The 14,958-nt window shown below is 63.0% G+C and carries 17 protein-coding genes; 16 read left to right on the top strand and 1 reads right to left on the bottom strand.

The window, feature by feature from the left end; genetic code table 11:
• Positions 1 to 104: 104 nt before the first annotated feature.
• The 16 genes from NTZ26_11395 to NTZ26_11320 all read left to right on the top strand — a co-directional run bounded on the left by NTZ26_11395 (position 105) and on the right by NTZ26_11320 (position 13,552).
• On the top strand, positions 105 to 521 hold the full coding sequence (locus NTZ26_11395) for an ATP synthase F0 subunit B (protein ID MCX6561100.1): 417 nt from the start codon (positions 105 to 107) through the stop codon (positions 519 to 521).
• Positions 518 to 1,000 (top strand): ATP synthase F0 subunit B, encoded by a 483-nt coding sequence (locus NTZ26_11390; protein MCX6561099.1) that lies wholly within the window; start codon positions 518 to 520, stop codon positions 998 to 1,000. Before NTZ26_11395 ends, NTZ26_11390 begins: the two co-directional genes overlap by 4 nt.
• Positions 978 to 1,520: an ATP synthase F1 subunit delta gene (gene atpH / locus NTZ26_11385; GenBank protein MCX6561098.1), complete on the top strand. Its 543-nt coding sequence runs from the start codon at positions 978 to 980 to the stop codon at positions 1,518 to 1,520. The genes NTZ26_11390 and atpH overlap by 23 nt, the downstream gene beginning before the upstream one ends.
• Before the next feature lie 6 nt (positions 1,521 to 1,526).
• A complete protein-coding gene (gene atpA / locus NTZ26_11380) occupies positions 1,527 to 3,044 on the top strand; it encodes a F0F1 ATP synthase subunit alpha (protein ID MCX6561097.1) in 1,518 nt (505 codons plus the stop codon).
• A complete protein-coding gene (gene atpG / locus NTZ26_11375) occupies positions 3,044 to 3,910 on the top strand; it encodes an ATP synthase F1 subunit gamma (GenBank protein ID MCX6561096.1) in 867 nt (288 codons plus the stop codon). Before atpA ends, atpG begins: the two co-directional genes overlap by 1 nt.
• Positions 3,911 to 3,929: 19 nt before the next feature.
• The gene (gene atpD, locus NTZ26_11370) at positions 3,930 to 5,363 is read left to right on the top strand and encodes a F0F1 ATP synthase subunit beta (GenBank protein ID MCX6561095.1); all 1,434 of its coding nucleotides are present in this window, start codon (positions 3,930 to 3,932) and stop codon (positions 5,361 to 5,363) included.
• The gene (atpC, locus tag NTZ26_11365) at positions 5,360 to 5,623 is read left to right on the top strand and encodes an ATP synthase F1 subunit epsilon (GenBank protein MCX6561094.1); all 264 of its coding nucleotides are present in this window, start codon (positions 5,360 to 5,362) and stop codon (positions 5,621 to 5,623) included. Before atpD ends, atpC begins: the two co-directional genes overlap by 4 nt.
• Before the next feature lie 44 nt (positions 5,624 to 5,667).
• Positions 5,668 to 6,405: a methyltransferase gene (locus NTZ26_11360; GenBank protein ID MCX6561093.1), complete on the top strand. Its 738-nt coding sequence runs from the start codon at positions 5,668 to 5,670 to the stop codon at positions 6,403 to 6,405.
• Entirely contained in the window at positions 6,386 to 7,201 is an 816-nt protein-coding gene (locus tag NTZ26_11355; GenBank protein ID MCX6561092.1) for an ABC transporter permease, read from the top strand. Before NTZ26_11360 ends, NTZ26_11355 begins: the two co-directional genes overlap by 20 nt.
• Entirely contained in the window at positions 7,201 to 8,499 is a 1,299-nt protein-coding gene (locus NTZ26_11350; GenBank protein ID MCX6561091.1) for an ABC transporter ATP-binding protein, read from the top strand. Before NTZ26_11355 ends, NTZ26_11350 begins: the two co-directional genes overlap by 1 nt.
• A 140-nt stretch (positions 8,500 to 8,639) precedes the next feature.
• Complete coding sequence (locus NTZ26_11345) at positions 8,640 to 9,137, top strand: adenylyltransferase/cytidyltransferase family protein (protein MCX6561090.1); 498 nt, start codon at positions 8,640 to 8,642, stop codon at positions 9,135 to 9,137.
• A 13-nt stretch (positions 9,138 to 9,150) separates the two neighbouring features.
• Entirely contained in the window at positions 9,151 to 9,873 is a 723-nt protein-coding gene (locus NTZ26_11340) for a DUF2461 domain-containing protein (GenBank protein ID MCX6561089.1), read from the top strand.
• A gap of 91 nt (positions 9,874 to 9,964) precedes the next feature.
• Positions 9,965 to 10,249 (top strand): AbrB/MazE/SpoVT family DNA-binding domain-containing protein, encoded by a 285-nt coding sequence (locus NTZ26_11335; GenBank protein MCX6561088.1) that lies wholly within the window; start codon positions 9,965 to 9,967, stop codon positions 10,247 to 10,249.
• Positions 10,233 to 10,688 (top strand): PIN domain-containing protein, encoded by a 456-nt coding sequence (locus tag NTZ26_11330; protein ID MCX6561087.1) that lies wholly within the window; start codon positions 10,233 to 10,235, stop codon positions 10,686 to 10,688. The genes NTZ26_11335 and NTZ26_11330 overlap by 17 nt, the downstream gene beginning before the upstream one ends.
• A 26-nt stretch (positions 10,689 to 10,714) precedes the next feature.
• The gene (locus NTZ26_11325) at positions 10,715 to 11,599 is read left to right on the top strand and encodes a hypothetical protein (protein MCX6561086.1); all 885 of its coding nucleotides are present in this window, start codon (positions 10,715 to 10,717) and stop codon (positions 11,597 to 11,599) included.
• A gap of 180 nt (positions 11,600 to 11,779) precedes the next feature.
• Entirely contained in the window at positions 11,780 to 13,552 is a 1,773-nt protein-coding gene (locus NTZ26_11320) for a TonB family protein (protein ID MCX6561085.1), read from the top strand.
• Positions 13,553 to 13,642: 90 nt separating this feature from the next.
• On the opposite strand, the gene NTZ26_11315 is transcribed toward NTZ26_11320, so the two are convergent.
• Complete coding sequence (locus tag NTZ26_11315; GenBank protein ID MCX6561084.1) at positions 13,643 to 14,779, bottom strand: gamma-glutamyl-gamma-aminobutyrate hydrolase family protein; 1,137 nt, start codon at positions 14,777 to 14,779, stop codon at positions 13,643 to 13,645.
• Positions 14,780 to 14,958 lie beyond the last annotated feature (179 nt).

Raw genomic sequence — 14,958 nt, 5'->3', positions numbered from 1 at the left:
GGATACCGTGACGCGAGCCCGGAGATGGGAGAATGTCCTTTTTGCATTTTCCGCGGGCGATATGCTATCATCCGATTTCTGATTTCGACCGGAAAACCCGCCCCATGCTCGAGATCGACGGAACGCTCCTCGTCACCTTCGTCGTCGTCTGGATTCTGGTGGCTTTTCTGACTCGCTTTTTCTTCAGGCCCTTGCAGAAGATTCGGGCCGAGCGCGAAGCCCGCCTGGGCGGCGACCGGGAGGCTTCCCGCCGCGCCGCCGAGGAGGGCGCCAAGGACATGCTCGGCATCGATAAATCCCTTAAGGCGGCTCGGATCGCGGCGGACAAGATCCGCGACGACCTAGAGGTCGAAGCCCTGCGGGAAAAGACCCGTCTCCTGTCCGAGGTTGGAATGGCCGCCAAGGCCGAAGTGGACAAGGCCAAGGACGAGATGGCGGCCGAAATTGACGGCCTTAAATCCAAGCTGACCGCCGAGGCCCAGTCCTTGTCCGAATCGATCGAGGCGAGGCTGCTCCAGTGATCGGCAAGATCATCAATTTCGCCATTCTCTTCGGCGGCCTCTTCTTCTTTCTCCGCAAGCCCCTCATGGCCATGTTGACCCAGAGGACCGAGACCATCGCCAAGACCCTGGACGAGGCCCAGGCCGGACGCCTCGCTGCCGAGGCCAGGCTGGCCGAGGCCCGGGCCAAGGTCGCCGCCCTGGAGGCCGAGCTCATCCGCCTGCGGAACGAGGCCGAGGAAGAGGGCCGACGCGAGAAGGACCGCATCCGCGAAATGGCCGGCAAGGAAGCCGACCGCCTGCGGGTGCTGGCCCGGCTCGAAGTCGAAGCTCTGCTCAAGGCCGGCGTCCGCGATCTCAAAGCCTACACGGCCGAGCTGGCCGCCTCGCTGGCCGAGGCCCGCATCAAGGCCCGCCTGACTGAGGCCGACCAGGCCGCCCTGATCGACAAGTCCATCGCCAAGCTGAAAGACCTGCATGAAGAATCCGACCCTCGTTAAGCGATACGTGGAGGGACTGGCGGCGTCACTGCCCACGCCGGCCGAGTACGACGCGGTGCGCGGCCAATTGACCCGCTTCGCGGACCTGGTGGTAAGCCGCGAGGACTTGCGGTTCGCCCTGGTCCGCCCGTTCCTCAACGCTTCGCGCAAGGCCGTTCTGGTCAAGGCCCTGCTCGACCAGATGGACGCCGGCGCCAAGACGGCCCGCTTCCTGGACCTGCTCCTGCGGCACGGCCGGATGGAAATTCTGCCGCGCGTTCTGGAGGATCTGCCCGCCGCCTGGCGGACGGCCCATGGGGTCCCGACTTTCGAAGTCTGCTCGGTGGTGCCCCTGACCCCGGCCCAACAGTCCGGCTTGGAGGCTGAGCTCGAGCGGCTGGAGGGGCGGCCGGTTCACTGCGAGTATGGGCTCGAGGCCTCGCTCGTCGGCGGACTGACCGTGCGCAAGGGCAACCTCGTTTACGACGTCTCGCTCAAGGGGCAGTTGGACCGGCTCAAGGACAAGATCAGCGAAAGGTAGTGCGACATGGCCATCAAAGCCGACGAGATCAGCAAGATCATCCAGCGCGAGATCGAAGGGTTCCAGACCGACGTCGACATCCGCGAAGTCGGCACGGTCATCTCGGTCGGGGACGGCATCGCCAAGATCTACGGGCTCGACCGGGTCATGTACAACGAGCTCCTGGAATTCCCCCACGGCATCTCCGGCATCGCCTTGAACCTGGAGGAGGACAGCGTCGGCGCCGTCCTGCTCAGCGAAAGCCACGTCATCAAGGAAGGCGACGTCGTCAAGCGGACCCATCGCATCATCTCGGTGCCGGCCGGGCCGGCCCTGATCGGCCGGGTCGTCGACCCGTTGGGCCATCCGCTGGACGGCAAGGGCCCGATCAAGACCGACGTCTTCCTGCCGGTCGAGCGGCAGGCCCCCGGTGTGGTCGACCGCCTGCCCGTGCGCGAGCCCCTGCAGACCGGGATCAAGGCCATCGACGCCATGATCCCGATCGGCCGCGGTCAGCGCGAGCTGATCATCGGCGATCGCCAGACCGGCAAGTCGGCCGTCATCATGGACGCCATCCTGAGCCAGAAGACGACCGGGGTCATCTGCATCTATGTCGCCATCGGCCAGAAGAACTCGACCGTCGCCCATTTCGTCAAAACCCTCGAGGACTACGGGGCTATGGCCTACTCGATCGTCGTCGCCGCCTCGGCCAGCGATCCGTCCCCCCTGCAATACCTGGCCCCCTATAGCGGCTGCGCCCTGGGCGAGTACTTCCGGGACAACGGCGGCCACGCCCTGTGCATCTACGACGACTTGAGCAAGCACGCCGCGGCCTATCGCGAGATCTCGCTCCTGCTCCGCCGCCCGCCCGGCCGCGAGGCCTACCCGGGCGACGTCTTCTACCTCCATTCGCGGCTCCTGGAGCGCGCGGCCAAGATGAGCGACGAGCTCGGCGGCGGCTCGCTGACCGCCCTGCCCATCATCGAGACCCAGGCCGGCGACGTCTCAGGCTACATCCCGACCAACGTCATCTCGATCACGGACGGCCAAATCTACTTGGAGCCCGAGCTGTTCAACTCCGGCGTCCGCCCGGCCATCAACGTCGGCATCTCGGTCTCCCGCGTCGGCGGCCACGCCCAGATCAAGGCCATGAAGCAGATCGCCGGGAAGCTGCGGGGCGACCTCCAACAGTACCGCGAGCTGCTGACCTTCGCCCAGTTCGGCACGGAGCTGGACAAGATCAGCCAGGCCCAGCTCGACCGCGGCGTCCGGCTGACCGAGCTCCTCAAGCAAGGCCAGTTTCTGCCCCTCCCGGTCGAAAAGCAGGTCCTGATCATCTACGCCGGCAACCGCGGCTTCCTGGACGAGTTCCCGGTGACCCGGATTGCCGAGTACGAGCGCCGGATGTACGATTTCTTCGACCGCGAGCACCCCGCCATCCCGGCCAAGATCGCCGAACGTAAGTCGATCGACAACGCCCTGGACGCCGAGATCGCCGCCGCCCTGACCGAGTTCAATCAGCGCTTCCGCGAGGGAGCCGCCTGATGCCGACCCTGATCGAGCTTCGTCGCCGGATCAAAAGCGTGAAAAACATGCAGCAGGTCACCAAGGCGATGAAGACCGTCTCGACGGCCCGGTTCAAGAAAGCCCAGCGCACCATCCAGGAGGGACGCCCCCATTGGCATGCCGGGCCCGCCCTGCTCTGGGAGGCGGCCCTGTGGGCCGGCCCGCAGGCCCACCCGTTTCTGGCCGTGCGGGCCGAGAAGCGGCTGCACCTGCTGGTTGTGACCTCGGACAAGGGGCTGTGCGGGGCCTTCAACTCCACCCTGCTGGCCAAAGCCCAGGAGTTCGCAGCCGAAAAGGTCGGCCGGGCCGAAGTCCGGCTCGTCCTCATCGGCCGCAAGGCGGTCGGCTTCTTCCGCCGTCAGCCGTTCCCGGTCGATTGGGCCTTTCCCGAAAAGACCGACAAGCTGACCGAAGAGGACCTGCGCGATACGGCCCGTCGGCTGATGAAGAAGTTCCTCCATCAGGAGACCGACGCCGTTTACCTCGCCTACAACGAGTTCAAGTCCATCCTGGCGCCGCGCATCGTCATCACCCGCATCCTGCCGGTCCATTCGCCCGAACCGGCCGCCTTCGCCCACGCCGTCGAGCCCTCGGCCTGGGAGCCGGGCCCGGCCGCGGTCGTCGATTCTCTCCTGCCGCGGGTCATCGAGGACCAGGTCGCGCACGCTTTTTTCGAGTCGCAGGCCGCCGAGCAGGCCGCCCGGATGATCGCCATGGACGGCGCCACCCGCAATGCCGGGGAGCTGGCCCACCGCTACGTCCTGGTCCTGAACAAGATCCGCCAGGCCGGCATCACCAAGGAGCTGCTGGAGATCATGACGGCCGTGGAAGCCCTGAAGAAATAGCCCCTGGAGGGAGCGCATCATGAGTACGACAACGAACACCGAGCGCGTCGGACGGGTCATCCAGGTCATCGGGCCCGTCGTCGACGTGACCTTCCGGGGCCTCGAGCTGCCCGAGATCTACACGGCCATCCGCATCACCAGCGAAGGCTTCGATACGCCCCTCCCCGTCGACATCATCGTCGAGGTCGAGCAGCATCTGGGCGAAGACACCGTCCGCTGCGTCTCCATGCACCCCACGGACGGCCTGTCGCGGGGCATGAAAGCCTTCGACACGGGCGGCCCGATCACCGTGCCCGTGGGGATCGAGGTGCTGGGCCGGGTCATGAACGTGGTCGGCGAGCCGGTCGACCACAAGGGCCCGATCCTGACCGAAAAGCGCTATCCCATCCACCGGCAGCCGCCGCTTCTCGAAGAGCAGAATACGCGGCTTGAGATGTTCGAGACCGGGATCAAGGTCATCGACCTCATCCAGCCCTTCCTCAAGGGCGGCAAGATCGGACTGTTCGGCGGCGCCGGCGTCGGCAAGACCGTCATCATCCAGGAGCTCATCCACAACGTGGCCATGAAGCATGGCGGCTACTCCGTCTTCGCCGGCGTCGGCGAGCGGACCCGCGAGGGCAACGACCTGTGGCGGGAGATGACCGACTCCAAGGTCATCACCAAGACGGCCCTGGTCTACGGCCAGATGACCGAGCCGCCGGGCGCCCGCCTGCGGATCGGCCTGAGCGCCCTGTCGGTGGCCGAGTTCTTCCGGGACGAGATGAACCAGGACCTGCTGCTGTTCATCGACAACATCTTCCGCTTCACCCAAGCCGGCTCCGAAGTCTCGGCCCTGCTTGGCCGGATGCCCTCGGCCGTCGGCTACCAGCCCAACCTGGCCACGGAGCTGGGCGAGCTGGAGGAGCGGATCACCTCGACCAAAAAAGGCTCGATCACCTCGGTCCAGGCCATATACGTCCCGGCCGACGACTTCACCGATCCCGCCCCGGCCACGACGTTCTCCCACTTGGATGCCTCGACCCAGTTGTCGCGGGCCCTGACCGATCAGGGCATCTATCCGGCCGTCGACTCGCTGGCGTCCTACAGCCGCATCCTCGACCCGGCCATCGTCGGCGAAGAGCACTACCGCATCGCCAAGCGGGTCAAAGAGATCCTGCAACGCTACAAGGACCTGCAGGATATCATCGCCATCCTGGGCATCGAGGAGCTTTCGGACGAGGACAAGCTCATCGTGGCCCGGTCCCGCAAGATCCAGCGCTTCTTGTCCCAACCCTTCCATGTGGCCGAGGAGTTCACCGGCCGGCCGGGCCGCTATGTCACGGTCGACGAAACCGTCCGCGGCTTCCGGGAGATCGTCGAGGGCAAGCATGACGGCCTGCCCGAGCAGGCTTTCTACATGGCCGGCGGCATCGAGGACGTCGTCAAGCGGGCCGAGGAGCTGAGGGCCCAGTGAGCGAAGTCCGCTCTCGATTCCGCCTGCGGGTCGTCACGCCGCGGCGCTCCCTCGTCGACGCCGAGGTGGAGTGCGCCTCACTGCCGTCGATCGACGGGCAGATCGGGATCCTGCCGGGCCACCGGCCGCTGATGACCGCCCTGGGCCGGGGGCCGGTCGAGTTCCGGCGCGACGGCCGGGACGAGAGCTACGAGGTCGACGGCGGCTACGCCGAGATCCATCCGGACCGGGTCCTCGTTTTTACCCGCCTGGCCGATTAATTCCCAGACCCTTGCCGAATTCGGAATTCGGGTATGATAATCGCATGAATCCCGACGAAACCCTGGACGAGTTCTACCGGGGCAAAGTCCGCCTCTTCCAGCCCCGCAAAGGCTATCGTTTCGCCCTGGACGCCCCCCTTTTAGCCGATTTCATCGAGACCCGGCTCGAGGACGAGATCTGCGAGCTGGGGACGGGCAACGGGGTCATCGCCGTTCTCCTCTCGCTGAAGCCCTTTCGGCGGATCGTCGCCCTGGAGCTGCAGGCTTCGCTCTTCGACCTGGCCGTCCGCAATATCGCCCTGAACGGCCTGGCCGGCCGGGTAGAGGTCGCTCAAGCGGACCTTCGCGAATACCGCCCCGGCCGGGTTTTCGACCTCGTCTTTTCCAACCCGCCTTATGTCCGCAAGGGAACCGGATTCCCCAGCCCCCAAGCCGAGAAAACCGTTGCAAAACAAGAAATAACGTGCGATATATATGAAGTTATGAGAGCCGTTTCCGACCTTTTGAAGCCCTTGGGAAGGGCCTGCTTTGTCTTCCCCGCCTCCCGCTTCGACGACCTGGCGGATGCGGCCCGCGGCCGAGGCCTCCACCCTCGCCGCCTGCGCTTCGTCCATCCCCGCGCGGGGGATCCGGCCAATCTGTTTTTAAGCGAATTCCGGTTCGGGCCGGCCGAAGTGCCTCTGACCATGGAGCCGCTCGTCCTCTACGGACCCGACGGCGAGCAAACGCCCGAAACCCTGACCGTCTGCGAAGGAAGAACCCGTGGTCCGGCTCGTCCATAACCTGAAGGAGCTCTTCAAGTACCGGGTTCTCATCCAGAGCCTGGTCGGGCGCGAGCTCAAGGCCCGCTACCGGGGCACGGTGCTGGGCTTCTTCTGGTCGTTCTTCAACCCGCTCCTCATGATGCTGGTTTATTCGGTCGTTTTCGGGCTAATCCTGCCGGCGCGCGACGCGGCGTTCCACACGCCGCTCTTGTACTCCCTATATCTCTTCAGCGGACTCCTGCCCTGGTATTGGTTCCTCTCGTCGACCATGGAATCGGCCAGCGTGTTGATGGCCAACGGCAACCTGATCAAGAAGATTCTCTTTCCGGCCGAGGTCCTGCCCGTGGTCACGGTCACGGCCAACCTGGTCAATTTCCTATTCGGCCTGCCCATCCTGTTCCTGCTGATGATCCTGTTCGGGGGCAAGTTTTCCTTCTTCCTCCTCTTCCTGCCTCTCGTCATAATCGTCCAATACATCTTTTGCCTGGGCTTTGCTCTGCTTATTTCGGCTCTGACCGTCCATTTCCGCGACATCCGCGACATCCTGAGCAATCTCCTGACCCTGTGGTTTTTTTCCACCCCCGTCATTTATTCGCTGCAGCTCCCGACCATCCAGAGCTCGCCGACGCTGAGAACCCTGCTCAGCCTCAACCCCATGACCCATATCATCGAGGGCTACCACTATGCCCTCTTTTACGGCCAAAGGCTTCACTGGAAGCGCCTCGGGATCACTTTCCTTGTCTCGCTCGTGGTCTTCTGGATCGGCTATTCCGTCTTCGACCGCCTGCGGGACTCGTTCCCGGAGGAGGTCTGATGGCCGCCGTCGTCCTCGAGCACGCGACCCGCTGCTACCAGAAATACGCCGCCCGGCACCGCTTCCAAACCTTCAAGAGCGCCGTCGTCAAGGGCGACCTGTTCGGCTCGCTTCGCTCGGACGAGGTTGTGGCCGCCGTCGAGGATGTCAACCTGACCATCGAGAAGGGCACGACCCTGGGGCTCATCGGCCGCAACGGCTCGGGCAAGAGCACCCTGCTCAAGCTCATCGCCGGGATCTCCAAGCCGTCCTCGGGCACGGTCAAGGTCGAGGGCAAGATCTCGGCCCTGATCGAGCTGGGGGCCGGCTTCCACCCCGAGATCTCGGGCCGCGAGAACGTCTTCATCAACGGCATCATGCTGGGCCTGACCAAGAAGGAGATCACGGCCAAGTTCGACGAGATCGTCCGCTTCGCCGGCCTTGAGGACTTCATCGATGCCCCGGTCAAGACCTATTCCTCGGGCATGTTCATGCGGCTGGGGTTCTCGATCGCCATCAACGTCAACCCCGACGTCCTGCTGGTCGACGAGGTCCTGGCCGTGGGCGACGCGGCCTTCATCCCCAAGTGCCTGGATCGGATCGACGACTTCCGTCGCCGCCAGAAGACCATCCTGTTCGTCAGCCACGACCTGGCCATGGTGGCCAAGATCTGCGACCAGGTGGCTTGGATGAAGGACGGCCGCCTGCGGATGCTGGGCGATCCCCAAGAGGTCGTGGACGCCTATCTCCAGGATGTGGCCGAGAAGCAGGAGAACGATTTCAAGACCCGCCAGGCGGAAACGATCGAAGCCGTGGCCGGGGAATCGGCCGAGCCGCCCGCGGCGACCGACGACGGCCGGCGCGAGCGGCGCTGGGGCAAGCGCGAGATCGAAATCCGCAAAGTCGTGCTGCGCAGCCTTGATGGCACGGAGAAGCACGTCTTCTCGCCCGAGGACGGCATGCTGGTCGAGCTCGACGTGGCCGCCCGCGCGCCGCAGGACGATTTTGTCTTCGGCATCGGCGTCTTCAACTCCCTGGGCACGCTCTGCTATGGCACCAACACCGACCTCGAGGAGCACGATCCCCAGTCCATCGAGGGCGCGGGCAAGGTGGATTGCCGGATCGACCGGCTGGGGCTGGTCAACGGCACTTACTACCACGACGTGGCCTTCCACAAGCGCGACGGCTACCCCTACGACTACCACCGCAACATGTATACCTTCCTGGTCTCGTCGCTCTACAAGGACGAGGGGATCATCCGCTTCCCGCACAAATGGGAGTTCGGGTCGCACATCAAGATCAAGCCGGCCGATAAATAATGGGCCGTCGCTTCGACGCCCTCGACACGACGGGCGCTTCGCTTGTCGTCGCGAGGGGTGGCGTAGCGATCTTTGAATGTCATCGCGAGCCCTGCGCTATGCGCAGGGCGTGGCGATCTCGATTTGGGTTGGATAAGCAAATGACACAGAGCACGACTCGCCGCAAAATCAAATCGCCCCAAGCCCTCTTGCCGATCCGGGCCCGCCTGCGGCGGCAGGGCCAAACCGTCGTCTTCACCAACGGCTGCTTCGACCTCATCCACGGCGGCCACATCCACCTGTTCCGCTGGGCCAAGTCCAAGGGCGACATCCTGGTCGTGGCCCTCAACAGCGACGCTTCGGTCCGGCGCCTGGCCAAGGGCCCGGGCCGGCCGATCTTCCCGCTGGCCGAGCGGATGGAAGTTCTGGCGGCGCTCGCGGATGTCGATTATGTCACCTGGTTCGGCGAAGCGACCCCGCGCAAGATCATCGCCGCACTCCTGCCCGACGTTCTGGTCAAGGGTGGCGATTGGGGCGAGGGCGAAATCGTCGGCCGGGCCGAGGTCGAAGCGGCCGGCGGCAAGGTCCTGCGAGTGCCTTATCTCAAGGGCCATTCCTCGACCAACATCATCGAGACCATCCTGAAGAATTTCTCTTAAGGGAGCGTGCGCCGTGGCCAAACCGAAGACGCTCGAAGAGATCGGGCCGTTCGAAGGATTCTCGCCCAAGACGACGGCGTTCTTCCGCGACTTGGCCCGCCATAACAACCGGGACTGGTTCGAGGGCCATCGCGAGATTTACGATCAGCACGTGTTGGCGCCGGCCAAGTCGTTCATCATGGCCCTGGGCGCCCGGCTGAAGCCCCTCGTCCCCGGCCTGGCCGCGATCCCCCGGGTCGACAAATCGATCTTCCGCATCCACAAGGACACTCGTTTCAGCCTGGATCCGGCGCCCTACAAGACGAACCTCGGGCTTTACTTCTGGGAGAGCGACCTGCCCCGCTTGGAGACGGCTGGATTCTACGTCCATCTCGAGCCGCCGGATCTGATGCTGGGCGCGGGCATGTACATTATTCCCAAAACTCTGCTGGAGCGGTTCCGGCGGGCCGTCACGGCGCCCAAGTCGGGCCGTGATCTGACGAAGATTTTGGACGCGGCCCGCTCCAGGCCTGGCTGGGAGATCGGCGGCGAGCATTACAAGCGCATTCCCGCCGGCTACGACGCCGCGCACCCCAACGCCGCGCTCTTGAAGCACAACGGCCTGTGGATCGGACGCGAAACCAAGATTCCGGACGAGTTCTATTCGGCCCGCTTCGTGGATTACTGCGTCGAGGCGTTCACGCCGCTTATCCCGTTCCACCGCTGGCTCGTCGCCCTCGCCGCGCGAAAAATCTAGGAATCCTCTTCCCGCCGCTCGGGCGCGCCGGTGCTTTGGATTGCAAAAAAATCGGAAATCTGATAATCTGAAATCAGATTGAGGAAGACGTATGAAACAATATCGTTCCTATTCAGGGGAAATCAAGGATCGCGGCCAATTGACCATTCCCAAGGGCGTCAGGGAAGCCGGACCTTTGGCCCAAGGCCGGGAAGTCACGATCATCCCGCTGGGCGATTCCATCTTAGTGACACCCCGCCGGCTGGGTGTGGACGAGGCCCGCGGCGAATTGCGCCGCATTCTGACCGCTTCGGGATTATCCCTGAACGAGCTTGCCGACGGCCTCGACGAAGCCCGGGGGGAAATCTACGAGGAGACCTATGGCCGCAAGCCTTAGGGTTTTTCTTGATTCCAACGTCGTCCTCTCGGCCTTCTTCTCCGATCGGGGCGCGCCGAGCCGGATCCTCGATGTGCTGGCCGCCCGGCTGCCGCCCCTACATCCTCTGATCGGCGAATACAACCTTCTCGAAATCGAGCGCAACCTGGGAAAGCGGCTTCCGCAGGCGCAGCCTCTCGTTCGGGCTTTAATCGAGCGGCTGGGATTCGAAATCATCCCTCTTCCAAGCCAACAGGCTGTCGAACAATGGATCCCCTCCGTGGCGGCCAAGGACGCGCCGGTCATCGCCTCGGCCGTTGACGGGAAGGCCGACGTCCTCGTCACCGGAGACAAACGCGATCTTCTCGGCCTCAAAGATCCCCGACTTCCGTTCCCGATCCTGTTGCCGGCCGCTTTCTTGGATTCTTATCTACCGCGCTTTCTGGCCGGGCAAGGATAGGACTGACTTCTGTCAGCGAGGGCGATTTGAAGACGCGAAGATTCGTTATCCGGCTCGGGTTAGGTATCATCGCGGCGCTCCTCGGCCTGGCCGCGCTCGTCTGGCTGACGGGCTGGAAGAATCCGCCGGAATATTCGGGCTTCGAGCCGATCGATTTGTCCGTGCCCGTCATGACCGATGCCGAATATAGCCAGGTCATCGAAACGCATTGCCGGCCCTATATCTATGAGATTTCGAGCGGCGCGGGCGCTGTCCTTGTGTTCGGCGCGGAACATACCCGCGATCCGCGAAATCCACAGATCGGGCTTATCAGCGAAAGCTGGGCGCGATTCCAACCCGCGGTTGCGCTCGTGGAGGGCCGGATGGGGTTTCTCCCCGCCGCCTTCGTCGATCCGGTCAAGCAATTCGGCGAGAGCGGCGCCGTTTACGGTCTGGCCCGGCGCCACCGGGTCGAAATCTACACCTGGGAACAGCCCCTCGAGGCCGAGCTGGCCTTTGTCCTTGGGGAATTCCCTCCGGAGCAAGTCGCGCTATTTTATGTGCTCCGGCCCTACTTTGGAAACCTGCGCTTCGGCAAACCGGCCGATCCCGAGCGCTTCGTCGAAGAATACCTCCGCAAGCGCACCCGATGGCCCGGGCTGGAGGGGACGCTGCCGGATATGGGGGCGATAGACGCGGTTTGGCGGCGGGATTTCGCCGGCCTGCTCGACTGGCGCGACGAATCCGACGAGGACGGCCTGCCCGGCTACCTCGGGGCCATCGCCCGCCGGGCCGGGATCGCCCGCGACGCGCACCTTGTCCAAGCCATTATTCACCTTGTGAAATCGGGCCGCCGCGTTTTCGTCACCGCCGGCTCCGCCCATGCCGTCAAGATCGAGGCGGCCCTGCGGGCGGCACTTCAAGTCAAATAAGAATGCCCGCTGGTCAACCGTCTCGGGGTTAAGACAATCGTCCGCTTTTCCGGACGGTGGCGAAGGGCTCTCATTGATATTCCTAGGGGGACACAAAGGCATGTTTCTTGCTGGAAAAACTGTGTTATCTTGAATCCGGGCAGGGCCTTTGATAGGGTTTTGCCTATGTGGGGAGGGGATATGCGACACGATTTTCGGCGATTGATCATTTTGGGATTGTGCCTCAGCATCACCGCCGTCGCCCTGTTACCTGCGCAAGAATCCCTGCTTCAAGTCCGCGCCTTTCTGATCACGGAACCGTCTGGAAAATCGCGGACGAGCCCGGTTGAGTTCTTGGCCGCGGTTTCCGATCCCCGGCTGGCACCCCTTAAATCCGCCGTCAACGGGTCGGAAAGCGATTTACGATCCGCCGCGATTCGGGCCATACCCGGAATCCGCGAGATTGAATCGGCCGAGAGCCTGTTTTCCCTGATCTTCTTCTGGGACGGTCAAGCTCTGGCGCTGAGTGATTTCGTCATTCAACCGCCGGCCGCCCTTCGGTTCGAGATTACTCCCGCTTGGCGCTTCGACGGAGCCTTGAGCTTTAAGTTGGCCCTTTACGCCAAGGAAATCTCGCCATGGCCGATTGCGGGGAGCAAAGAAGAATCGGCCGCCGTGAGAAGTCTGCGGGCGGCCGTGCATCCGGACTTCTTCAAAAGTCGTATGGAGAAGCTTTTGGAGAAAGAGGTCGCGCTGGCCGTCGAGGAACCGGGACTTCTTTTCCTTCCTTTTAATAGCAAGACAATTGTCTTGCTCCTCATGCCGGCGTCGCGCCCTCAGCCGATCCTTCAGGCTCTCCCGATCTATCCTGACGATCTCATCCGCCAAGGGATCGCCGGGCAGGGCCGTTATCGAGTCAGCATCGATGAAAAAGGCAAAGTCCGCAACGTCGCCGTGAAGACTTCCGTCCATCCTTTCCTTGACGACGCCGCCATACAGGCCATCCGGCAATGGACGTTCGAGCCGGTCCTCAAAGGCTTTAAGGCCTCGGCCGCATCATTCGATTGGACGGTCGATTTCGATCCGGCCCGGTGGCCCGTGACGGCCGCCCGGCCGCAGGCCGGCGCGCTCGAGCCCTATTCTCCCGAATTGAAAAAGATCCTTCTCCTGGGGGCGTCCTACTGCCGGCGATTGTCGGAGGCGGCGCTGGATTTTGTTTGTCAGGAATCCATCCGCTCCATTGATTGTGCCCTTCACCTGCCCGAAAAAACTGTGGCTGAAGAAATTAAGACCACTACGAAGCCGACCGGCGGCGGGGAATTCATTGCAATCGCCAATCGGAGGGCCTCCCTGTCGAGAGATCCATTCAAAACCAAGACTTATCGTTTCAGCAGTGATTTCCAGATGATCCGAAAGGAAGGCCGGACGACGGAGCGGCGAGCTCTCTTGGAATCGAACGTCAAAAAAGCCGCCAAGGGAGCCGGCCTGCCCGACGAAAAGCGCTACGCCTCTTTGAAGCCTTTGTTCGCGCCGCTGGATGTGCTGGCCGCTGATCGCCAGGAGTCATATGACTTCCGCCTTCTAGGGCAGGAAAGAATACGCGGCCGGTCGGTCGCCGTTATCGAGGCGACCGCCCGGTCCGGCGCGGCGAGCCGCATCCCGGCCGCTAAGATTTGGATCGACTCCGAAACCTCCCAGATTCTCCGCTGCGAGACGCAAGGCCTGCCGGTCGAAGGCTACGAATTCGTGTTCGAAGAAGCGTCCCGGATCGGCCTCAGTCCCCTGGGGACGATGACGGCGGATTACGAAGAGGAGAAGAACGGAGTGCTTTTCCCGAGCCGCGTCTCTCTCCTCATCGAGTACCTGGTGCCCCAATGGGGCGTCGGCAAGCGGGTCCGCGTCGATACCCAGATTCGTTACGACAAATATAGGTTCTTCACCGTCGACACGGAGCATGCCATTATCAAGTTTTAGCGTCAGCGTGTTTTTCGGATCCCTTGTTTCTTTGAAACTGCGAAGAACCAACCCCCCAATAAATAATTGGGGATTACGTATACTGTCCCCCTATTTTTTTAAGGCGGCGAAGAACCAGCCCCAGAGCTTCTTGTGAAACTCGAAGCTGGGCGGATTCTTCTCCAGGATCGTTCGGCAGGCGAATAGATTCTTGTCGTCGGGCGCGACCTTGTACTTCGGCGTCGCGTCCCAAAGCATCGGGAATTCCGGGTGGAACTGGACGCCCAGGACATTGGGGTACTTCTCGTGCTCGATGGCCTCGACCACCTTGCCGTCCACCGACGTGGCGATGACCTTGAAGCCCTTGCCGATCTTCTCGGCCGACTGATGGTGGGCACTCATGACATAGGGCAGGGCGTCCGGCTTCATCCCCAGGGCGACTACGAGCTTACCCGTCTCGGCTAGCCGGATGGGGTGCAGCATGTAGGGAATGAGGCTCTTCTCGAGCGGGGCGAGCTTGGGGTAAGGGTTGGTATGCCAGGCGAACGATCCCAAGCGGATGGCGTCCTGCACCGTCCGGGCGAAATAAGACTCCGACCAAATGTCCTGGATGAGCGTTCCGCCCGTGCCGACGTTCAAGCTCTGCATGCCCAGGCAGATGCCGAGGATGGGGAAATCGGGCCGCTTCTCGAGATAGGCCTTGAAGGCGGGGTCCTGCGAACCGCCCAGCAGGTGGAAGATCGCGGTCAGCTCGATATAGTGGCGGTAGGGATCGGTGACGACGGTGTGAAGGCTCATCTCCTCGCCGTAGGCGGCAGGGACGATATCCGGCCCGCCGTTGAAGACGATCCCGCTGCTGAGATCGAAGATCTTTTCCAGCTCGGCCGAGGCGGCGTTCTTCTTGTAAAGCGAATCCAGCCCGATGTCGGCTTGGATGGTGTGGAAATGGATCCAATCCAGGTTGTTGTCCTTGACGAACTTCTCCGCCTCGGCGTAGTTCGTCCGTTCCCTCTCGTGGTGGACGCCGACGATCTCCCAATCGGCGTAGGGGATAAATCCTTGATCCTTGACGGCGATCAGGGCTTTAAGCGAGCCGACCGAAGGATAGAAGACCGCCAGCCGGACCTTGCCCTGCGGCGCCTGGGCCGTGTCGAAGAAGCGGGCCGGCGCTTGGGCGGCGAACGCCGCCGTCGCGATGACGGCTATCATGACCACACCGCCCAGGATAATTCGTTTCTGATGGCTCATGCTGTCCTCCCTCGGCGATCCATTTGCGCGATCAAACCGGTTTGGCCGCCTTCATCACCGCGTCGATGACGGCGGCGCGAAGGAGGTCGATCTTGTAGCCGTTCTCGGACAAAGGCGCGGCGTCCGCGGCCGCCTTGTCGACGGCTTGGCGGATGTTGCCTTCGGTCGGGCGCGAGCCC

It is taken from the genome of Candidatus Aminicenantes bacterium (assembly GCA_026393855.1).
GTDB lineage: Bacteria > Acidobacteriota > Aminicenantia > Aminicenantales > UBA4085 > UBA4085.
This window is presented reverse-complemented; position numbering and strand designations above follow the sequence as displayed.